Below are 19,827 nucleotides of genomic sequence, written 5' to 3'. Positions count from 1 at the left end.
TCTCGATTCCAGTCGTAGGCTGGCGCTGAACCGCGAAGCTTGAAGCCCAGCGCTGGGCTTTCGCTGCGCTCCAGCACCAGCCTACGGAATTGCCAGCTCCAGTCGTTCGTACAGCTTCGCGCGCGAAATGCCCAGCAGCTTCGCCGCCGCCACCTTGTTGCCGCCGGTGGCCTCCAGCGCCGCCTGGATGGCCCGCCGCTCCACTTCCGCCACCTGCTCGGCGAGCGGCCGCAAGGCCTGCGCTGCCACGCCGCGCGCCGGCACGGGCTGGGGCGCGGGAGGCAGCCGCTCGATCCCGGCATCGTGCAGCACCTGCTCGATGTCCTGCGCCTCGATGTGCTGCGAGTCGCCGCGCATGGCGGCCTGCTCCAGCACGTTGCGCAGTTCGCGGATGTTGCCGCGCCAGACCTGCGAGGCCAGCGTCGCGAGCGCCTGCGCATCGAGCTCGAAGGGCGCCGTGCCGTTGCGCAGCGCGATGTCCTCCACCAGCACCTCCGCCAGCGCCGGGATGTCGCCGCGGCGCTCGCGCAGCGGCGGCACCTTCACCGGCAGCACGTTCAGGCGGTAGTACAGGTCCTCGCGGAACCTGCCTTCGCGCACCAGCGCGCCGAGGTCGCGCGAGGTGGCGGCGATCACGCGCGTGTCGAAGGGCACCACCTTGTTGGAGCCCAGCGGCTCGATCTCGCCTTCCTGCAGCGCGCGCAGCAGCTTGGGCTGCAGCGCCAGCGGCATGTCGCCGATCTCGTCGAGGAACAGCGTGCCGCCGTCGGCGAGCTTGAACTTGCCCTCGCGCCCCTTGCGGTCGGCGCCGGTGTAGGCGCCGGGCGCCACGCCGAAGAACTCCGCTTCGAGCAGCGTGTCGGGCACGGCGGCGATGTTCACGCTGACGAAGGGCGCGCGCGCCCGGGCCGACGCCGCGTGGATCGCGTGCGCCAGCAGTTCCTTGCCGGTGCCCGTCTCCCCCAGCAGCAGCACGGGGCTGGACGACTGCGAGGCGCGGCGGGCCTGCCGCTTCACTTCCACGGCCGCCGGGCTGCTGCCGATGAAGCTGGCCAGGGTGTACTTGCTGCGCCGCTGCGTCGCCAGCTCGCGCCGCGCGTCCTCGAGGTCGCGCTGCAGCGCCGCGAACTTCTGGATCAGCGGCTGCAGCGTGGTCTCGGGATGGTCGAACAGCACGATGCCCAGCACGCCGATCACCTTGCCGGCCTCGTCGCGCAGCGGGATGCGGCTGACGACGAAGGTGCCGGCGCGGTTGGACAGCAGGTCGATCAGGATCGGCTTGCCCGTCTCCAGCACGCGGTGCATCTGGGTGTTCTGCACCACCTTCGAGACCGGCTGGCCGACGAAGTCCTCCACGCGCTCGAAGCCCAGCGCTGGCAGGAAGCGCTTGTACTGGTCGTTGATCCACACGACGCGCGCGTGCTTGTCCACCAGCAGCATCCCTTCGCTGGCGTTCGCGAACAGCTCGAACATCGAGCGCGCGGCCAGCTCCAGGATGCGCTGGCCGTCGAGGGGCAAGGAGGCGTCTGGGCTCATCCGGCGATGGTAGCGCCCGGTGCCCGATTTCTTGATCCGCCGCAACCCTTGTGCGTTTGCGCGGGCCGGCTCTCTTGCGTGCGACTGAACGCAGATTCATTCTTGCGCCCACAACAAGTGCACCGCTGTCGGCAAAGGCAGTCCCGCCGGCGGCGGCAGACCATCCACAGGAGACAGACAGTGAAGCGTTCGATCGTTCGCGGGGCCGCGGCCCTGGCGGCAGCACTCGCGTGCACCTGCGCCCTTGCCGCGGGCAACACCATCAAGATCGGCGTGATCGCCGAGATGTCCGGCACCTTCGCCGACTTCGGCCAGCAGATCACCAACGGCGCCAAGGCCTACATGAAGGCCAACGGCGACACCGTCGCCGGCAAGAAGATCGAACTGATCGTCAAGGACGTGACCGGCCCGGCGCCCGACGTCGCCAAGCGCCTCGCGCAGGAACTGGTGGTGAAGGACGAAGTGGACTTCATCGTCGGCTTCGGCCTCACGCCGAACGCGCTGGCGGTCGCCTCGGTCGCGACCGAGGCGAAGAAGCCCACCGTGATCATGAACGCGGCCACCTCCATCATCACCACCAAGTCGCCCTACATGGTGCGCACGTCGATGACGCTGCCGCAGGTGACGGAGCCGATGGCGCAGTGGGCCTACAAGTCCGGCGTGCGCAAGGTCTACACGGTGGTGGCGGACTACGGGCCCGGCCACGACGCCGAGAAGGCCTTCCGCGGCGCGTTCACGAAAGCGGGCGGCGAGATCGTCGGCGACGTGCGGGTGCCGCTGAAGAACCCGGAGTTCGGCCCCTTCGTGCAGCGCGTGAAGGATGCGAAGCCGCAGGCCGTGTTCGTCTTCATGCCGGCCGGCGAGCTGGCGCTGGGCTTCATGAAGGCCTACAGCGAGCGCGGCCTCGACAAGGCCGGCATCAGGCTGCTGACCACCGGCGACCTGACCGAGGACGGCATCCTCGAGGCGCTGGGCGACCACGCGCTGGGCGTGATCTCCACCCACCACTACTCCATGGCGCACGATTCGCCGGAGAACAAGGCCTTCCTGGCCGCGTATGCGCAGATCAGCCCGCAGCGGCCCAACTTCATGGCCGTCGGCGCCTGGGACGGCATGGCCGCCATCTACGAGGTGGTGCGCAAACTCAATGGCAACATCGACGGCGACAAGGCGATGCAGGCCTTCAAGGGCATGAAGATCAAGAGCCCGCGCGGACCGCTGGAGATCGACGCCGACACCCGCGACGTCGTGCAGACCGTCTACGTGCGCGAGGTGAAGAAGGTCGGCGGCAAGCTCTACAACGTCGAGTTCGACCAGTTCCCGCACGTCAAGGATCCGGGCAAGTAAGGCCGGCCCGCGAGGGCGCACGCCATGGCCACCATCCTCTTCGACGGCATCGCCTACGGCATGCTGCTGTTCCTCATCTCGGTGGGGCTGTCGGTCACGCTGGGCATGATGGGGTTCATCAACCTGGCCCACGGCGTGTTCGCGATGATCGGCGGCTACCTTCTGGTCACGTTCATGGGCAAGGCAGGCATGCCCTTCTTCCTCGCCCTGCCCCTCATCTTCGTGGCCACGGCCGCCTTCAGCCTCGTGCTGGAACGCACGCTGTACCGCCAGCTCTATCGCAGCACGCATTTGAAGCAGGTGCTGCTCACCGTCGGCATCATCCTGGTCGCCGTGGCTGCCGCCACCTATGCCTTCGGGCCGGCGCAGCAGCCGGTGAAGCTGCCGCAGGCGCTGGCCGGGCAGGCGGCCATCCTCGGCATGGAGCTCTCGCGCTACAAGCTGTTCCTGGTCGGCATCGGCATCGCCGTCACGCTGGCGCTGGTGTTCGGCCTGGAGCGCACGCGCTTCGGGGCGCGCATCCGCGCCTCGGTGGACCGCCAGTCGACGGCGGAAGCCATGGGCATCCCCGTCGGCCGCGTGTTCCAGCTCACGCTGGCCATCGGCAGCGGCCTGGCCGGCCTCGGCGGCGCGCTGGGCGTCAACATCCTGGGGCTCGATCCGCAGTTCCCGCTGAAGACGCTCGTCTACTTCCTGCTGGTCGTGGTGGTGGGCGGGGCCGGTTCGATTCCCGGCACGCTGCTCGCGGCGATGGTGCTGGGGATCGCCGACACGGCCGGCAAGTACTACCTGCCGGAGGTCGGCGCCTTCATCATCTATGCGGCGATGATCGCGCTGCTGCTCGCCTTCCCGCACGGGCTGCTCGGGCGGCGGAGGCTCGCATGAAGGCGCCGCCCGTGATCCCCCGTCACCTGCTCGGCGCTCCCCCCTACCTGCTCGCGCTGCGGGCGCGCGAGCGCTGGGGCAAGGGCGAGGTCGTGTTCTGGATCGCGCTCGCCGCAGCCTACTTCCTGTTCCCCAAGAACCTGCTGCTCGGCTCGCAGATCCTGATCGCGGGCCTGTTCGCGCTGTCGCTGGACCTGATCCTGGGCTATGCGGGCATCGTCACGCTGGGGCACGCGGCCTTCTTCGGGCTGGGCGCGTACACGGCCGGGCTGATCACGCGGGTCGGCGTGCACGATCCGCTGCTGGGGCTGGTCGCGGCGGCGGCCGTCGCGGCCGCGGCCGGCTGGCTCACCAGCTTCCTGGTGCTGCGCGCCAACGACCTCGGCCGGCTGATGATCACGCTGGGCATCGCGATGCTGCTGTACGAAGTGGCGAACCGCGCGAACGACATCACCGGCGGCGTCGACGGCCTGCAGGGCGTGGAGGTCGGCCCCGTGCTGGGCCTGTTCCGCTTCGACCTGCTGGGGCGCACCGCCTACCTGTACGTGCTGGCCGTCACCTTCGTCCTGTTCCTGCTGGTGCGCGCGCTGATCGTCTCGCCCTACGGCCTGTCGCTGCGCTGCATGCGCGAGAACAGCCGGCGCGCCCAGGCGATCGGGGTGCCGATCCGCGCGCGCCTGACGAACATCTACACCTTCTCGGCGCTGCTGGCAGGCGTGGCGGGCGCGCTGCTCACGCAGACGACGCAGTTCGTCGGCATCGACGTGCTGGGCTTCCAGCGCTCGGCGGACCTGCTGATCATGCTGATCGTGGGCGGCACGGCCACGCTCTATGGCGGCTTCGTCGGCGCCGCGGTGTTCATGCTGGCCCAGGACCGCCTCGCCAACCTCAGTCCGGAATACTGGCTGTTCTGGCTCGGGCTGCTGCTGATCTTCGTCACCCTGTACCTCGATGGCGGCGTGGTCGGCGGGCTGAAGCGGCTCGCGGCGTGGGTGGAGCGCAGGCGATGACCACGCAACCGGTGTTGAAGACCGTGGACCTGTGCATGGCCTTCGGCGGCCTGAAGGTCACCCAGGACGTCAACCTCGCGCTGCTGCCCGGCGCGCGCCACGCGCTGATCGGGCCCAACGGCGCCGGCAAGACCACGCTGGTGAACCAGCTCACGGGCGTGCTGCGGCCCTCCAGCGGCTCGATCTGGCTGGCCGGCGAGGACGTCACGGCGCTGCGGCAGGACCAGCGCGTGCGCCGCGGCCTCGCCCGCACCTTCCAGATCAACACGCTGTTTCCGCAGCTCACGCCGCTGGAGGCCGTGGCCAACGCGATCTGCGAGCGGGAACGCGAGCACCTCACGGTGTTCCAGCGCCGCCTGTTCGCGCTGACGCGCCGCCGCGAACAGCTCGACGAGGCCTACGTGCTGCTGGAGCGCCTGAACCTCGGCCCCGATTGCCTGCGCGAGACGCGCGAGCTGGCCTACGGCAAGCAGCGCCTGCTGGAGATGGCGCTGGCGCTGGCGGTGCGGCCGCGCGTGCTGCTGCTGGACGAACCCGCCGCGGGCGTGCCCGAGGGCGAAAGCGACGAACTGTTCACCGTGCTGGCCGAACTGCCGGACGACATCGCCATCCTGCTGATCGAGCACGACATGTCGCTGGTGTTCCGCTTCGCCGAACGCATCACGGTGATGGCCGGGGGCGCCGAACTCGTCACCGGCGCGCCGGCCGACATCGCGGCCGACGAGCGCGTGCGCGAGGTCTACCTCGGGAGGGCGCGGCATGGCTGAGCGCCGCACGGGCGCCCGAAGGCGCGAAAGCCCCCTCGGGGGGCAGCGAGTACACGAAGTGACGAGCGTGGGGGTACCGTGATGCTCGAACTGGAACGCGTCACCGCCGGCTATGGCGACGCGATCGTGCTCGATCGCTGCACGCTCTCGATGGCCGAAGGCGAGAGCCTCGCCCTGCTCGGTCGCAACGGCGTGGGCAAGAGCACGCTGCTGGCCACGCTCATGGGCCAGACGCGGGTGCGCGAAGGCACGCTGCGCTGGTGCGGACAGGACCTGGCGCGCATCCCGCGCCATCGCCGCGCCGCGGCGGGCCTCGGGTGGGTGCCGCAGGAGCGCGAGATCTTCGCCTCGCTGACGGTGGAGGAGAACCTCACAGTCGCGGCGGTGCCGGGCAAGTGGGACCTGGAGCGCGTCTACGCCCTCTTCCCGCGCCTGCGCGAGCGCCAGCGCAACTGGGGCAACGAGCTCTCCGGCGGCGAGCAGCAGATGCTCGCGATCGCCCGCGCGCTGATGCTCAACCCGCGCCTGCTGCTGCTGGACGAGCCGCTGGAAGGCCTCGCGCCGGTGATCGTGGAGGAACTGTGCGCGGCGCTCGAGCGCATGGTGCGGCAGGAGGGCCAGTCGCTGCTGCTGGTGGAACAGCAGGTGGCGCAGGCGCTCGCGCTCACGCAGCGCTGCGTGGTGCTGGAGCGCGGGCGCGTGGTGCATGCCGCGCGCAGCCGCGAGCAGCTGGAGGATGTGGGCGCGCTCGACCGCTGGGTCGGCGTGCGACTGCAGGGAGCCGGCACACCGGCCCCGCTTGCCAAGGAGGAACCATGAACGCTGCCGAAACCCTGCTGGCCGCGGGATGCGACGAGCACCTGGCGCTCCAGTGCTGCGACCAGCAGATCACCTACCGCGTCCTGCGCCGGCTGGTGCGCCAGATCGCCGGCGCCTGGCAGGCACGCGGGCTGAAACCCGGCGACCGGGTGTTCGTCATCGCTCCCGACAGCGTGGACTGGGTGGTGACCTACCTGGGCGTGATCTGGGCCGGCGGCGTCGCGGTCGGCGTCAATCCGCGCCTGCCCGCGAGCGAGCTGGAGCCCATCCTCGCCGACAGCGAGCCGCGCTTCGTGTGGTGCGACGAGGACGTGGCGCACGCGGTGGAGCAGATGAAGGGCGTGTCCGTGCCGGTGGTGCGCAACGGGGCGGCCTGGGCGCTGGAAGTGGCGGGGGCACGCCTGGTGCCGGCGCTCAAGCGCGACGCGGAGGATCCGGCGCTGTGGGTGGGCACCTCGGGCACCACGGGCATCCCCAAGGGCGTGATCCACGCGCACCGCACGGTGGTGGATGCGCACTCCTTCGCCTGCGGCGTGCTGGGGGCGGACTCGTCGGACCGCTTCTATGCGACGTCGAAACTGTTCTTCGCCTATGCGCTGGGCAACAGCCTGTTCGCCGGGCTGCGCGCCGGCGCCACCGTGATCCTGGATGCGGAGTGGCCGACGCCGGAACGGGTGGAGGCGGTGATCGAGCGCTTCCGTCCCTCGCTGGTGTTCTGCGTGCCCACGCTGTACCACCAGATGCTGCAGACGGGCGTCGCGAAGCGGCTCGCGCACAGCGGCGTGCGCCACTACGTGTCCGCCGGCGAGTCGCTGCCGCCGGCGACGCGCAAGGCCTGGCGCGAAACCACCGGCATCGCGCCCACCAGCGGCTACGGCACCAGCGAGACCATCGCGCTCGTGCTCTATTGCGACGACGACAGCGGGCTGCTGCGGCCGACGCCGCTGACAGAGATCACGTACGCGCCGGGGGCGGACGCGGGCGTGCCGCAGCGCGTCTGGATCCGCCATGGCGCCGTCGCCCTGGGCTACTGGCGGCGACCCGAGGCCCAGGCCGACAGCTTCCGCGCCGGCGGCTGGTTCTCGCCCGGTGACCTGTTCCGGCGTCATCCGCACGAGCGCCTGGAATTCACCGGCCGCAACGACGACATGCTGAAGATCGCAGGGCAGTGGGTCAGCACCCTGTGGGTGGAGCAGCGGCTGGCGGCCACGGCGGGAGAGACGGTGCAGCAGCTGGCGGCGGTGGGCGTGACCACCGAGGAAGGGCTCACGGCGCTGGCGCTGCTGGCCGTCGCGGCGCCGGGCCAGCGCGAAGAGGCGGACCGCCGGATCGCGGCCGCCGTGGCGGCGCTGCCGCGGCATCGGCGGCCGCGGTGGGTGCATTGGGTGGATGCGTTGCCGCTGACCGCCACCGGCAAGCTGCAGCGGGCGGCGTTGAAGGGCCTGCATGCGCAGGCGCTGGAGCGGATGGCGGTCCCTGCGTAACCGCGCAGGGCAACTTCGTAGGCTGGGGTGAGCCGCGCAGCGCGACTTCTTGGGCTGGGGGGAGCCGCGCAGGGCAACTTCGTAGGCTGGGGTGAGCCGCGCAGCGCGACTTCTTGGGCTGGGGGGAGCCGCGCAGGGCAACTTCGTAGGCTGGGGTGAGCCGCGCAGCGCGCGAACCCCAGCGATGCGCGCAAGCGCTGGGGTTCCCGGCGCGCGCTGCGCGCGGTCACCGCCAGCCACGACGCCGGCGCGACCGACGCGAAGGTGCTCAGGGCTCCACGCCCCCGTGCGGCAGCATCGCCGGCCCCTGCCTGCGCGCCTGCACCACGCGATACAGCCGCGGCAGCGCCAGCACCCCCACGATGACCGCGATCAGCGTCAGCGACATCGGCCGCTCGAAGAACACCCGCGCGCTGCCCTCGCCGATCGACACCGCGTTGCGCAGCTGCGCCTCGGCCAGCGGGCCGAGGATCATGCCCACCACCACCGGCGCGGTGGGGAAGTCGAAGCGGCGCATCACCACGCCCACCAAGCCGATGGCCCACAGCAGCACCAGGTCGAACGCGCTCTGGCGCATGCCGTAGGCACCCACCGTCGCGAAGATCAGGATGCCCGCATAGAGCTGCGGCTTGGGGATCTTCAGCAGCTGCACCCACACCTTCACCAGCGGCAGGTTCAGGATCAGCAGCATCACGTTGCCGATGTACAGCGACGCGATCAGCGCCCACACCAGTGCGGCCGAGGTCGTGAACAGCTGCGGCCCCGGCTGGATGCCGTAGTTCTGGAAGGCGCCCAGCAGGATCGCCGTGGTGTTGGAGGTCGGGATGCCCAGCGTCAGCAGCGGGATCAGCGCCGTGGTCACCGTGGCGTTGTTGGCCGCTTCCGGACCGGCCACGCCCTCGATGGCGCCCACCGTACCGAACTCCTCCTTGTCGCTGCCCTTGGCCAGCTTCTTCTCCACCGCGTACGACAGGAAGGTCGGGATCTCGGTGCCGCCGGCAGGGATGCAGCCGAAGGGCGCGCCGATGAAAGTCGCGCGGATCCACGCCGGCACGGACCGGGCCCAGTCGCGCTTGGACATGTAGACACGGCTCATGCTGTTGCGCGTCTCGACGGTCCTGCCTTCGTAGAGCGCGAAATACAGCACTTCGGCCACCGCGAACAGGCCCACCGCCACGAGCACGATCTCGATGCCATCGAGCAGCTCGGGCACGCCGCCGGTGTAGCGCGCCTGCCCCGAGATCTGGTCCATGCCGACCAGCCCCATCGCCAGCCCGAGGAACAGCGAGGTCATGCCGCGCAGCGTGCTCTGCCCCAGCACCGCGCTCACGGTGGTGAAGGCCAGCACCATCAGCAGGAAGTACTCGGGCGGCCCGAGCTTGACGGCGAAGTCGGCGACCGTCGGCGCGAACAGCGTGACGATCACCGTGGCGATGGTGCCGGCGACGAAGGAGCCGATGGCGGCGGTGGCCAGCGCCTGGCCGGCCCGGCCGCTCTTGGCCATCTTGTTGCCCTCCATCGCGGTGACCATGCTCGCGGTCTCGCCGGGCGTGTTCAGCAGGATCGAGGTGGTCGAGCCGCCGTACATCGCGCCGTAGTAGATGCCGGCGAAGAAGATCATCGAGGCGGTGATTTCCACCTTCGCGGTGATCGGCAGCAGCATGGCGACGGCGACGGCCGGGCCGATGCCGGGCAGCACGCCCACGGCGGTGCCGAGCACGCAGCCGACGAAGGCCCACAGCAGGTTGACGGGGCTGATCGCGGTGGCGAAGCCTTGCAGCAGTGCGGAGAAGATGTCCATGTCAGATCCAGCCGCTGCCCGTCAGGCCCGGGAGGTTGATGGCGAGGAACTTGGTGAAGGTCCAGTACACGGGCGCGGCGATCGCCAGGCCCGAGACGAGGTCCATCGCCAGCACGCCGGGCGCCGAAGCGCGCTGCCCTTGCGCGCGGCGCAGGCCCTGCACCGCGAGCAGGTAGCACAGCCCGCAGCTCAGGATGAAGCCGATCGTGGTGATCAGCGCCGCGTTCAGCAGCAAGCCGGCGGAGACCCATACCAGCCCCGGCCACCAGCCCCGCTCGGAGCCCGACGGGGGCTCCATGTCCTTGAAGCCGCCGGCCAGCGCCTCGCGCACGATCAGCGCGCCGCACAGCGTCAGCACCACGGCCACCACCCAGGGCAGGAAGTTCGGGCCGACGCCGCCGTAGCCGGCCTCGGCGGGAATCGGGATCGCGCCGGCGGCGAGGCCCAGCCCGGTGAGCGCCACCGCGGCACCGACGGCCGCCTCGACGCGGGAAGATGGTTGTTGGTTCATGGTTGTCGCCCTCCGCGCCACTCGCACAAAGAAAAACGCCCGGCCTTGCACCGGGCGTGGGCCGCGCCGGCGGCCTCAGAGCATGCCGGCCTTGGCCATGGTGGCGCGCAGCTTGGCGAACTCCTCGTCGACGAAGTGCGCGAAGGCGTCGCCCGTCAGGACCGCGGGGGTCCAGTCGTTCTTCTCCATCGCTTCCTGCCACGACTTGGTCTTGATCGCGCGCTCGACCATCGTGATCAGGTTCTTGCGCTGGTCGGCGGAGATGCCCGGCGCGCCGTACACGCCGCGCCAGTTGCCCAGTTCGACGTTGATGCCCTGCTCCTTCAGCGTGGGCACGTCGATGCCCTTCAGGCGCGTGGGCGACGTCACGGCGATGGCCTTCATCTTGCCGGTCTTGATGTACTCGGCGAACTCGCTGTAGCCCGAGCCGCCCACCGTGACGTTGCCGCCCAGGATGGCCGCGGTGGCCTCACCGCCCCCACGGAAGGCCACGTAGTTGATCTTGGCCGGATCGACACCCACTTCGCGCGCCAGCATCGCCGCGGCGATGTGCTCGGTGGAGCCGCGCGAGCCGCCGCCCCACTTGACGCTGCCCGGGTCCTTCTTCAGCTGCGCGACCACGTCGGCCATCGTCTTGAAGGGCGAGTTGGCCGGCAGCACGTACACGTTGTACTCGCTGGTCAGGCGGGCCAGGGGCGTGGCCGTCTTCAGGTCCACCGGCGGCTTGCCGGTGATGATGCCGCCCACCATCACGGCGCCCATCACCATCAGCGCGTTCGGGTCGCCCTTGGCGGAGTTGATGAACTGGGCCAGGCCCAGCGCGCCGGCGGCGCCGCCCTTGTTGTCGTAGGTCACGCTGTCGGCGGCCTTGGCGTCGATCAGCGCCTTGCCCAGCGCGCGGCCGGTCGTGTCCCAGCCGCCGCCCGGGTTGGCCGGGATCATCATCTTCAGGTTGGAAGCGGCGCGGGCCGACAGCGGCAGCGTGCCGGCGGCCGCCAGGGCTGCCATGGTCTTCAGGAAATCATTGCGACGCACGGTTCTTGTCTCCTTGGTTGGACCCTGCGATGGTCGGTCGCCACGCTGTCATTCGGCTGTCCAAAGGATCAGGGATAACACTAATAGTGCAGCCGGGTTATGGTTCCGCCCATGAAGCTCCTCCTGGTCGAAGACGACCCGTCCATGCAGACGGCACTGCAGCGCACGCTCACCAAGCGCGGCATGGAGGTGGAGCTGTGCGGCGACGGCCGCGTGGCCCTGGAGCGCTGGAAGAAGGCCCCGCCCGACGTGGTGATGCTGGACCTCACCCTGCCCGGCATGGACGGCCTGCTGGTGCTGGAGGAGGCGCGCAGGAGCGGCCTCGCCACGCCGGTGCTGATCCTCACCGCGCGCGGCACGGTGGGCGACCGCATCATGGGCCTCAACAGCGGCGCCGACGACTACCTGCCCAAACCCTTCGACCTCGACGAGCTGGAGGCGCGGCTGCGCGCGCTGCACCGCCGCCGCGCGCCCGCGGGACAGCCCGCGGCGTCCGACCCGGGCATCGGCGGCCTGCACTGGGACCGGCAAAGCGGCGCCATCCACTTCGGCCACGAGATCCTGGAACTCGCGCCGCGCGAGACCGCACTGCTGCAGGCGTTGCTGGCCCGCCCTGGCCATGCGGTGCCCAAGGAGCGGCTGTTCGAACTGGTCTTTCCCGGCGAGGCGGACGTGCAGTACGAAGCCATCGAGGTGGTGGTGTACCGCCTGCGCAAGAAGCTCGCGCACACCGGCGTGAAGCTCGTGACGCTGCGGGGGCTGGGCTACCTGCTCAAGGCCGGCGAGTGAAGCGGGGGGTTTCGCTGCGTCGCGTGCTGCTGGCCGGCATCCTGGTGCCGGTGGGCATCGTCATCGCCGTCAACGCGGCCTCCCTGTACCGCAAGACGCTGGACGCGCTGAACACCGCGTACGACCGCACGCTGCTCGCCTCGGCCAAGTCGATCGGCGAACAGCTCGACGTGCAGGGCTTCGACGACGACGCGGTGCTGCGCGCCACCGTGCCCTATTCCGCGCTGGAGGCCTTCGAGGCGGACCTGCAGACGCGCATGTACTACCGCGTCTCGGACCTCAAGGGCCGGCTCGTCTCCGGCTTCGAGGACCTGCCGTTCTGGCAGGGCCGGATCCCGCCGCAGCCGCCCTACGCCGCCCTGGTCAATTTCTACGACACCACCTTCCGCGACAACCGGGTCCGCGTGGCGGTGCTGCTGCAGCCGGTGGCCACGCCCGGCGGCCGCGGGATGGCCGTGATCCAGGTGGCCGAGACGCTGGAGCTGCGCCGGCGCCTCACGCGCCAGATCCTGTTCGATTTCCTGTGGCAGCAGGCCGGGCTGGTGGCGCTGATCGCGCTGGTGGTGGTGCTGGTCGTGCAGCGCGCCACGCGGCCGGTGCGGCGCCTCAGCCGCGAGCTGCAGGCGCGCCCCGCGGGGGACCTCACGCCGCTGCCTTCGGCGGGCGCGCCGCGCGAACTGCTGCCGCTGGTGGACGCCACCAACGAGGTGATGGCGCGGCTGGCGCACATGCTGGAGAACCAGAAGCGCTTCGTGCGCGACACCTCGCACCAGCTGCGCACGCCGCTGGCGGTGCTCAAGGCGCAGGTGCAGTCGGCGCTGCGCGGCGACGTCGAGCCGCGGCAGGCGCTCGCGGAGATCAACGACACGGTGGAGCGGGCCACCGTGCTGGCCAACCAGATGCTGTCGCTCGCCAAGGTGGAACAGCTGCGCGCGCAGAGCGAGCAGGAGGTGAACGATCTCGCCGGGGCCGTGCGCGCGATGGCGCTGGAACTGGCGCCGCTGATCGCCGACAAGGACATCGATTTCGACATCGAGACGGCTGCCGCGCCGGTGCGCGCGCACGAGTGGATGCTGCGCGAGCTCGCGCGCAACCTGCTGCACAACGCGGTGAAGCACACCCCGCGCGGCGGCACGCTCTCGGTGCGCGTGCTGGCCGGGCACCAGGGCGCGGCGCTGGTGGTGAGCGACAGCGGCCCCGGCCTCGCCGAGGAGCTGCTGCCCAGGCTGTTCCAGCCGTTTTCGGCCGGCGACGTGCGCAGCGGCTCCGGGCTGGGCCTGGCGATCTGCCAGGAGATCGTGCGGGCGCTCGGCGGCACGATCGAACTCGAAAACCGTGAAAAGGACAGGCGCACCGCCGGGCTGGACGCCACCGTGCGGCTGCCGCTGGCGCAGAATATTTCCTGAATGGAAAAACTGCGGATCGACAAGTGGCTGTGGGCGGCGCGCTTCTACAAGACGCGCAGCCTGGCGACGGAGGAAATCGACAAGGGCCGCGTGGCCATCAACGGCCAGGAAGTGAAGCCGGCACGCGAGGTGAAGGTGGGCGACACCGTCTCCATGCGGCGCGAGGGCCTCACGCGCACGGTGCTGGTGAAGGGCATCTCGGACGTGCGCGGCCCGGCGCCGGTGGCGCAGCAGCTCTATGAGGAGACGGCGGAGAGCCTCGCCGAGCGCGAGAAGGCGATGGACCAGCGCCGCTTCGCGCGCGAGCCCGCGCTGGCCATCGAGCATGGCCGCCCCACCAAGCGCGGCCGCCGCGACCTCGACGAGGCGCAGCGCGCCGGCTGGGGCGACCGCTGGAGCGCGTCGATCGACGACGACACGACGAAGCGCTGAGGTCTTTCTCCTTCCCCCTCCGGGGGAAGGGCGGGATGGGGGCGCTGCGGCGCGCGACAGGCCCCGCCCTCACCCCAGCCCTCTCCCGCAAGCGGGAGTGGGAGCGCCCCCACCCCAGCCCTCCCCCGGAGGGGGAGGGAGCAATGGCGCAACACCCGGTGCTTCCACTATGCGCGCGGCACATCGTCCGTGGTCTACTCCTGCCTCGTTGGGTTTTCATCGAGGAGAGTTCCATGAACATCAAGAAGTGGGCCGTCGGCCTGGCCGCAGTCCTGGCCTTCGCGGGCGCCGCGCACGCGCAGCAGTTCTTCCGCATCGGCACCGGCGGCACCGCCGGCACCTATTACCCCGTGGGCGGCATGATCGCCAACGCCGTGTCGCAGCCGGGCAAGATCGTCGCCACCGCGCAGGCCAGCAACGGGTCGCTCGCCAACGTCAACGCGATCGCGAGCGGCTCGCTCGAAGCCGGCCTGTCGCAGTCCGACGTCGCCACCTGGGCCTTCACCGGCACCGGCGCCTTCGAGGGCAAGCCCAAGGTGCCCGACCTGCGCCTGATCGCCAACCTGTACCCCGAAAGCATCCACCTCGTGGTGAAGAAGGGCTCCGGCATCCGGAGCGTGGCGGATCTCAAGGGCAAGCGCGTCGCGCTCGACGAGCCCGGCTCCGGCACGCTGATCGACGCGCGCATGGTGCTGGCCGCCTACGGCGTCAAGGAGTCCGACATCAAGCCGGACTACATCAAGCCGAACCAGGCCGGCGACAAGCTCAAGGACGGCTCGCTCGACGCCTTCTTCTTCGTCGGCGGCGCACCGGCCGGCGCGATCGCCGAACTCGCCTCCAGCGGCGTCGGCATCGAGCTGGTGCCGCTGGGCGGGCCGCAGGCGCAGGCACTGCTGAAGTCCAGCCCCTGGTTCGCCGTGGACCACATCCCCGCGGGCACCTACAAGGACGTGCCCGCCGTCGACACGCTGGCCGTGGGCGCGCAGCTCGTGACGAGCGTCAAGGTCCCCGCCGACACGGTCTACCAGATCACCAAGGCCATGTACAGCGAGTCCACGCAGAAGACGCTGGCCGCCGGCCATGCCAAGGGCAAGTTCATCACCAAGGAAAATGCGGTCAAGGGCGCCGGCATCCCGTTCCATCCGGGCGCCGAGAAGTTCTACAAGGAAGCCGGCCTGATCAAGTAAAGCAAGCCGTCATTCCCGCGGAGGCGGGAATCCACACGCGCTGCGCGCGTGCCCTGGGTCCCCGCCTGCGCGGGGACGACGGTGGAACAGGGAGGCGCGCCCTCCCTGTTTTCATTTGGAGCTACGGATGAACACGGCAAGCGCGCTCGACGAGCGCAAGCTGCAGGAGCTCGAACAGAGGTTCGACCCGGAGATGCGCTTTCGCGCCACGGTGCAGCCCGCCACCTGGATCGTGATGGCGCTGCTGATCGCGCTGTCGTGCTTCCACTACTGGACGGCCGGCTTCGGCCTGCTGCGCGAGACCACCCACCGCGGCGTGCACCTCGCCTTCGTGCTGGGGCTGATCTTCCTCGTCTTCCCGCGCACGAAGCGCCTGTACGGCGACGTGACGGCCAGCAGCTGGCACACCCCCGGCGGCGTGCCCTGGTACGACTGGCTGCTGGCGCTGGCCTGCGCCGCCAGCGTGCTGTACATCCCCTGGGTCTTCGACGACCTCGCGTTCCGCATCGGCAACCCGAGCCTGGCCGACGTCGTGTTCGGCTCCATCCTGTTCTTCACGCTGATCGAGGCGACGCGCCGCTCCATGGGCTGGCCGCTGCCCCTGATCGCGATCGGCTTCACGGTGTATGCGCTGGCGGGCCCCTTCTTCCCCGGCCTGTTGAAGCACGCGGGCGCAAGCTGGAGCCAGATGATCAACCACCAGTACCTCACCAGCCAGGGCATCTACGGCGTGGCGGTGGGCGTGGTGGCGACCTACGTCTTCCACTTCGTGCTGTTCGGGGTGATGGCCACGCGCATCGGCCTGGGCCAGCTTTTCCTCGACATCGCCTCCAGCATCGCCGGCCGCTACGCCGGCGGACCCGCCAAGGTGAGCGTGTTCGGCTCCGCGATGTTCGGCATGCTCTCGGGCTCCTCGGTCGCCAACGCGGTCACCGTGGGCTCGCTCACCATTCCGGCCATGATCCGCGTCGGCTACCGGCGCGAGTTCGCCGGCGCCGTGGAGGCCGCGTCGTCCACCGGCGGGCAGATCACGCCGCCGGTGCTGGGTGCCGCCGCCTTCCTGATGGTGGAGTTCCTCAACGTCCCCTACCAGACCATCATCGCCGCCGCGATCATTCCCGCGTTGATGCACTTCTTCGGCGTGTTCATGCAGGTGCACTTCGAGGCCAAGCGCCACGGCCTGCGCGGCCTCACCGAGGAGGAGATGCCCAAGCTGCGCGAGTCGCTCAGGCAGCGCTGGCCGACGCTGATCCCGCTGTTCCTGCTGGTGGGCATCCTGGTGTCGGGCCGCACGCCCTACCTCGCCGCGTTCACCGGCATCAGCTCCTGCGCGATCGTGGGCCTCACCACGAAGGGCAGCGGCAACCGCCCCGCCAACTGGGTGCTGTTCCTCGTGCTGCACGCGCTGCTGATGCTGATCGGCTTCGCGGAACTCGGGGGGGAGACGGACCGCATCAAGATCGCGCTGTTCGCGGCGGGTGTCGTCATCGCGATCGCGGGCTGGAAGCTCGCCGGCGTCACGGGCCGCATCGGCCATGGCGTGATGGTGGAGGCCTTCGAGACCGGCGCCAAGTACGCGCTGGCGGTGGGCGCCGCCGCGGCGACGGTGGGCATCGTGATCGGCGTGGTCACGCTCACGGGCGTCGGCTTCAAGATCAGCTTCATCATCACGGGCTGGGCGCAGACGATCGCCGAGGCGGTGTCCACCGTGCTGCCCGCCTTCATCGCCGACACGCGCAGCCTGACGCTGTTCGCCGCACTGGCGATGACGGCCGTGGTGTGCATCCTGATGGGATGCGGCATTCCCACGACGGCGAACTACATTATCATGGTCACGGTGGCCGCGCCCACCCTCGTGCAGCTGGGCGTGCAGCCGCTGGTGGCGCATTTCTTCGTCTTCTACTACGGCGTGCTGGCGGACATCACGCCGCCGGTGGCGCTGGCCGCCTATGCGGCCGCGGGCATGGCCGGCAGCGACCCGTTCAAGACCGGCAACACGGCGTTCCGCCTCGGCCTCGCCAAGGCGCTCGTACCCTTCGTGTTCGTGTTCTCGCCCTCGCTGCTGCTGGTGGCCAAGAGCTTCAACCTCTACGACTTCACGATCACGTTCGCGGGCTGCGTGCTGGGCATCTCGGTGCTGGCCGCCGCGTTGAGCCGCTTCTTCCTGGTCGAGATGAAGCGCTGGGAACAGCTGCTGTGCGTGGTGGCGGCGCTGCTGCTGATCGCGCCGGGCCTGTGGGTCAGCATCGCCGGCATCGCGCTGGTGGCGCCCGTGGTGCTGCGGCAGGTCGCCGCGCACCGGCGCGCGGCCGTGCCCCTTGCCGCCGGGCTGGATGTCAGATACCGCTGACCTGTCCTCACGCAGCACGCTGGCACGTCGCCATCGATCACGCCCCGATACTGCGTGCACTGCAGTCACACAGACAGACAGAACGCAGGCAGTACAGGGAAGAAGAACGATGAGCGACACAAGAACGACAGCGGCGATCCTGCAGCGGGTGCCCGCCATCCTGGCGGTGACGGCGAACTCCTATGGCCTGCCCTGGCAGGCCGACGGGGCGCGCAGGCCCGCGGCGGCAGGGGAGCGCCGGCGCAACGAACGAAACAGGGCGAGCGGGCAGGACAAGCCGGCCGCGCAGAGATAACAGGACGTTTCCGGGAGAGAAAGCCGCCTTCGGGCGGCTTTCCTATTTGGCGCGCCGCTCGCGCGCGCGGCGCACCTGCCGGCTCTCCGCGGCGCGGCGCTGCGCCTCCTCCTTGTGCCGGCGCTTCTCGCGCCACTTGCGCGACAGCAGGCGCGCCACCAGGAAGGTGAGCGCGGAGGTGAAGATCAGGACCAGCGTGCTGGCGAAATCGGTGGGCATGGGCGAAGGCAGTTTACCGAACGCGCCCCGCTTTCATTCCCGGCGATGCCGGAGAGGAGCACCCAAACAAAGGCCCGCGCGAGGCGGGCCTTGTTCTGGCGGAGCGACAGGGATTCGAACCCTGGATGCAGGTTTTTGCCCGCATACTCCCTTAGCAGGGGAGCACCTTCGGCCACTCGGTCACCGCTCCGGAGTCGGGAATCATAACGCAAACCGGGCCTGGGCCCCCGCCTGCGCGGGGGCGGCCGCGGACGCGCCGCGAGCGGCGCCTACCCGGCCGGCTGGTCGAGGTCGAACGCGCGGTGCAGCGCGCGCACCGCCAGTTCCATGTACTTCTCGTCGATCACCACCGAGGTCTTGATCTCGCTGGTGGAGATCATCTGGATGTTGATGCCTTCCTCGGCCAGCGACCGGAACATCTTCGACGCGATGCCGACATGGCTGCGCATGCCGATGCCGACGATGGACACCTTGCAGATGCGCGTGTCGCCCTCGACGCGGTCGGTGCCCAGCGCGGGCAGCACCTTGGTCTTGAGCACGTCCATCGTGCGCGCGTACTCGGTGCGGTGCACGGTGAAGCTGAAGTCCGTCTTGCCGTCGTGGCTGACGTTCTGGATGATCACGTCGACCTCGATGTTGGCCTCGGCCACGGCGCCGAGGATCTGGAAGGCGATGCCGGGCCGGTCGGGCACGCCCAGGATCGAAATCTTGGCCTCGTCGCGGTTGAACGCGATGCCGGATACGACGGCTTGTTCCATCTTCTCGTCTTCCTCAAAAGTGATCAGCGTGCCCGACCTGGCTTCTTCCTCGATGGGGATGTCCCATTCGGTGAAGCTGGAAAGCACGCGCAGCGGGACCTGGTACTTGCCCGCGAATTCGACCGAGCGGATCTGCAGGACCTTGGACCCCATCGAGGCCATCTCCAGCATTTCCTCGAAGCTGACCGTCGACAGGCGGCGCGCCTCCGGCACGACGCGCGGGTCGGTCGTGTAGACGCCGTCCACGTCGGTGTAGATCAGGCACTCGGCCGCCTTCAGCGCTGCCGCCACCGCCACCGCCGACGTGTCGCTGCCGCCGCGGCCCAGCGTGGTGATGTTGCCCTGCCCGTCCACGCCCTGGAAGCCGGTGATGATCACCACCTTGCCTTCGGCCAGGTCCTTGCGCACGCGCGTGTCCTCGATGGACTCGATGCGGGCCTTGGTGTAGGCGTCGTTGGTGTGGATCGGCACCTGCCAGCCCGCATAGCTGACGGCGGGAACGCCCTCGGCCTGCAGCGCCAGCGCGAGCAGGCCCACGGAGACCTGTTCGCCGGTGGAGGCCAGCATGTCCAGCTCGCGCTGCACGGCGGCGTCGGTGCGGGTGGGCTGCAGCTCCTTGGCGAGCCCGAGCAGGCGGTTGGTCTCGCCGCTCATGGCGCTGGGCACCACCACCATCTGGTGGCCGGCGCGCACCCACTTGGCCACGCGCTTGGCGACGTTGCGGATGCGCTCGGTGGAGCCCATCGACGTGCCGCCGTATTTGTGAACGATCAATGCCATCGGAACGGGAAGGAGAAGGGCCGCCAGGCAGCCGGGGGGAGTCGGGGCCGCGCGCGAGCGGGACCGCGCGCGGAGTCCGGGATTATACCTAGCGCGTCAGTGGCGCCCCTGCGCGACCCGCGCCCGCGCCTTGCCTGCGGCCCGATACGGGGCAGCGAGAGCCTGGATATTGACGGGACAGGACACTAGGTCCCCCGACTAATTCCTCCGGGCCGGCGCTTCCGGCACCTTCGTTCGGCATTCCCGGCACTTTCTCCGGACGAATGCTTTGGTTCAAAGCGGCACCTTCGTGGGGTGGGGCTTGCGACACCCATTGCGCCCCCAGTGTTGGGGCCGCAACCCACCCAGCTTCGGGGGATGACCGCCGCCAGCACGTTCGTGCCGGCTCCAAACGTACTCATTCGTATTCAGGTTCG

Annotated in this window: 18 protein-coding genes and 1 tRNA gene; 12 read left to right on the top strand and 7 right to left on the bottom strand. The window is 69.9% G+C overall.

The window, feature by feature from the left end:
* Positions 1-81: 81 nt before the first annotated feature.
* A complete protein-coding gene (locus WG923_RS05010; protein WP_340349844.1) occupies positions 82-1,536 on the bottom strand; it encodes a sigma-54 interaction domain-containing protein in 1,455 nt (484 codons plus the stop codon).
* A gap of 180 nt (positions 1,537-1,716) precedes the next feature.
* Between WG923_RS05010 and WG923_RS05005 the strand changes: the two genes are divergently transcribed.
* The 6 genes from WG923_RS05005 to WG923_RS04980 all read left to right on the top strand — a co-directional run bounded on the left by WG923_RS05005 (position 1,717) and on the right by WG923_RS04980 (position 7,848).
* Positions 1,717-2,883, top strand: a complete 1,167-nt coding sequence (locus tag WG923_RS05005) for an ABC transporter substrate-binding protein (protein ID WP_445322894.1) — start codon at positions 1,717-1,719, stop codon at positions 2,881-2,883.
* A 24-nt stretch (positions 2,884-2,907) separates the two neighbouring features.
* Positions 2,908-3,768 carry a branched-chain amino acid ABC transporter permease gene (locus WG923_RS05000; protein WP_340349843.1) on the top strand — a complete coding sequence of 287 codons (861 nt, stop codon included), beginning with the start codon at positions 2,908-2,910 and terminating at the stop codon, positions 3,766-3,768.
* Positions 3,765-4,778 (top strand): branched-chain amino acid ABC transporter permease, encoded by a 1,014-nt coding sequence (locus tag WG923_RS04995; protein ID WP_340349842.1) that lies wholly within the window; start codon positions 3,765-3,767, stop codon positions 4,776-4,778. Before WG923_RS05000 ends, WG923_RS04995 begins: the two co-directional genes overlap by 4 nt.
* The gene (locus WG923_RS04990) at positions 4,775-5,545 is read left to right on the top strand and encodes an ABC transporter ATP-binding protein (RefSeq protein ID WP_445322893.1); all 771 of its coding nucleotides are present in this window, start codon (positions 4,775-4,777) and stop codon (positions 5,543-5,545) included. The genes WG923_RS04995 and WG923_RS04990 overlap by 4 nt, the downstream gene beginning before the upstream one ends.
* 81 nt (positions 5,546-5,626) lie before the next feature.
* Positions 5,627-6,364, top strand: coding sequence for an ABC transporter ATP-binding protein (locus WG923_RS04985; RefSeq protein ID WP_340349841.1), 738 nt, complete (start codon positions 5,627-5,629; stop codon positions 6,362-6,364).
* On the top strand, positions 6,361-7,848 hold the full coding sequence (locus WG923_RS04980; protein ID WP_340349840.1) for a class I adenylate-forming enzyme family protein: 1,488 nt from the start codon (positions 6,361-6,363) through the stop codon (positions 7,846-7,848). The genes WG923_RS04985 and WG923_RS04980 overlap by 4 nt, the downstream gene beginning before the upstream one ends.
* A gap of 268 nt (positions 7,849-8,116) precedes the next feature.
* Here the strand turns inward: WG923_RS04980 and WG923_RS04975 are convergent, their stop codons facing one another.
* The 3 genes from WG923_RS04975 to WG923_RS04965 form a co-directional block, all read right to left on the bottom strand.
* On the bottom strand, positions 8,117-9,649 hold the full coding sequence (locus WG923_RS04975) for a tripartite tricarboxylate transporter permease (RefSeq protein ID WP_340349839.1): 1,533 nt from the start codon (positions 9,647-9,649) through the stop codon (positions 8,117-8,119).
* 1 nt (position 9,650) lies between these two features.
* Positions 9,651-10,160: a tripartite tricarboxylate transporter TctB family protein gene (locus WG923_RS04970; RefSeq protein WP_340349838.1), complete on the bottom strand. Its 510-nt coding sequence runs from the start codon at positions 10,158-10,160 to the stop codon at positions 9,651-9,653.
* Between the two features lie 75 nt (positions 10,161-10,235).
* Complete coding sequence (locus WG923_RS04965) at positions 10,236-11,195, bottom strand: Bug family tripartite tricarboxylate transporter substrate binding protein (RefSeq protein WP_340349837.1); 960 nt, start codon at positions 11,193-11,195, stop codon at positions 10,236-10,238.
* 99 nt (positions 11,196-11,294) lie between these two features.
* Between WG923_RS04965 and WG923_RS04960 the strand changes: the two genes are divergently transcribed.
* The 6 genes from WG923_RS04960 to WG923_RS04935 all read left to right on the top strand — a co-directional run bounded on the left by WG923_RS04960 (position 11,295) and on the right by WG923_RS04935 (position 17,654).
* Positions 11,295-11,984, top strand: a complete 690-nt coding sequence (locus WG923_RS04960; RefSeq protein ID WP_340349836.1) for a response regulator transcription factor — start codon at positions 11,295-11,297, stop codon at positions 11,982-11,984.
* Positions 11,981-13,390, top strand: a complete 1,410-nt coding sequence (locus WG923_RS04955; protein ID WP_340349835.1) for a sensor histidine kinase — start codon at positions 11,981-11,983, stop codon at positions 13,388-13,390. Before WG923_RS04960 ends, WG923_RS04955 begins: the two co-directional genes overlap by 4 nt.
* Positions 13,391-13,822: an RNA-binding S4 domain-containing protein gene (locus WG923_RS04950; RefSeq protein ID WP_340349834.1), complete on the top strand. Its 432-nt coding sequence runs from the start codon at positions 13,391-13,393 to the stop codon at positions 13,820-13,822.
* A gap of 233 nt (positions 13,823-14,055) precedes the next feature.
* On the top strand, positions 14,056-15,009 hold the full coding sequence (locus tag WG923_RS04945) for a TAXI family TRAP transporter solute-binding subunit (RefSeq protein WP_340349833.1): 954 nt from the start codon (positions 14,056-14,058) through the stop codon (positions 15,007-15,009).
* A 127-nt stretch (positions 15,010-15,136) separates the two neighbouring features.
* Entirely contained in the window at positions 15,137-17,359 is a 2,223-nt protein-coding gene (locus tag WG923_RS04940) for a TRAP transporter permease (protein ID WP_340349832.1), read from the top strand.
* Positions 17,360-17,468: 109 nt separating this feature from the next.
* Positions 17,469-17,654 (top strand): hypothetical protein, encoded by a 186-nt coding sequence (locus WG923_RS04935; protein WP_340349831.1) that lies wholly within the window; start codon positions 17,469-17,471, stop codon positions 17,652-17,654.
* 42 nt (positions 17,655-17,696) lie between these two features.
* Here the strand turns inward: WG923_RS04935 and WG923_RS04930 are convergent, their stop codons facing one another.
* From WG923_RS04930 to WG923_RS04920, 3 genes are all read right to left on the bottom strand, one after another.
* Positions 17,697-17,873, bottom strand: a complete 177-nt coding sequence (locus tag WG923_RS04930; protein ID WP_340349830.1) for a hypothetical protein — start codon at positions 17,871-17,873, stop codon at positions 17,697-17,699.
* Between the two features lie 96 nt (positions 17,874-17,969).
* A tRNA-Ser gene (locus WG923_RS04925) sits at positions 17,970-18,063 on the bottom strand.
* A 79-nt stretch (positions 18,064-18,142) separates the two neighbouring features.
* Positions 18,143-19,411 (bottom strand): aspartate kinase, encoded by a 1,269-nt coding sequence (locus tag WG923_RS04920; RefSeq protein WP_340349829.1) that lies wholly within the window; start codon positions 19,409-19,411, stop codon positions 18,143-18,145.
* Positions 19,412-19,827: the final 416 nt, after the last annotated feature.

Source organism: Ramlibacter sp. AN1133 (assembly GCF_037890035.1).
GTDB lineage: Bacteria > Pseudomonadota > Gammaproteobacteria > Burkholderiales > Burkholderiaceae_C > Ramlibacter.
Note: the sequence above shows the minus strand (reverse complement) of the source record. Positions and strands in the feature narration are given on the sequence as shown.

What these genes read in the sequence shown, in the direction of transcription:
- WG923_RS04920 (WP_340349829.1), bottom strand. Translation starts at nt 19,411, where the DNA reads ATGGCATTGATCGTTCACAAATACGGCGGCACGTCGATGGGCTCCACC.
- WG923_RS04935 (WP_340349831.1), top strand. Translation starts at nt 17,469, where the DNA reads ATGAGCGACACAAGAACGACAGCGGCGATCCTGCAGCGGGTGCCCGCC.
- WG923_RS04990 (WP_445322893.1), top strand. Translation starts at nt 4,775, where the DNA reads ATGACCACGCAACCGGTGTTGAAGACCGTGGACCTGTGCATGGCCTTC.
- WG923_RS05010 (WP_340349844.1), bottom strand. Translation starts at nt 1,536, where the DNA reads ATGAGCCCAGACGCCTCCTTGCCCCTCGACGGCCAGCGCATCCTGGAG.
- WG923_RS04985 (WP_340349841.1), top strand. Translation starts at nt 5,627, where the DNA reads ATGCTCGAACTGGAACGCGTCACCGCCGGCTATGGCGACGCGATCGTG.
- WG923_RS04975 (WP_340349839.1), bottom strand. Translation starts at nt 9,649, where the DNA reads ATGGACATCTTCTCCGCACTGCTGCAAGGCTTCGCCACCGCGATCAGC.
- WG923_RS04950 (WP_340349834.1), top strand. Translation starts at nt 13,391, where the DNA reads ATGGAAAAACTGCGGATCGACAAGTGGCTGTGGGCGGCGCGCTTCTAC.
- WG923_RS04930 (WP_340349830.1), bottom strand. Translation starts at nt 17,873, where the DNA reads ATGCCCACCGATTTCGCCAGCACGCTGGTCCTGATCTTCACCTCCGCG.
- WG923_RS04940 (WP_340349832.1), top strand. Translation starts at nt 15,137, where the DNA reads ATGAACACGGCAAGCGCGCTCGACGAGCGCAAGCTGCAGGAGCTCGAA.
- WG923_RS04945 (WP_340349833.1), top strand. Translation starts at nt 14,056, where the DNA reads ATGAACATCAAGAAGTGGGCCGTCGGCCTGGCCGCAGTCCTGGCCTTC.
- WG923_RS04960 (WP_340349836.1), top strand. Translation starts at nt 11,295, where the DNA reads ATGGTTCCGCCCATGAAGCTCCTCCTGGTCGAAGACGACCCGTCCATG.
- WG923_RS05000 (WP_340349843.1), top strand. Translation starts at nt 2,908, where the DNA reads ATGGCCACCATCCTCTTCGACGGCATCGCCTACGGCATGCTGCTGTTC.
- WG923_RS04970 (WP_340349838.1), bottom strand. Translation starts at nt 10,160, where the DNA reads ATGAACCAACAACCATCTTCCCGCGTCGAGGCGGCCGTCGGTGCCGCG.
- WG923_RS04995 (WP_340349842.1), top strand. Translation starts at nt 3,765, where the DNA reads ATGAAGGCGCCGCCCGTGATCCCCCGTCACCTGCTCGGCGCTCCCCCC.
- WG923_RS04980 (WP_340349840.1), top strand. Translation starts at nt 6,361, where the DNA reads ATGAACGCTGCCGAAACCCTGCTGGCCGCGGGATGCGACGAGCACCTG.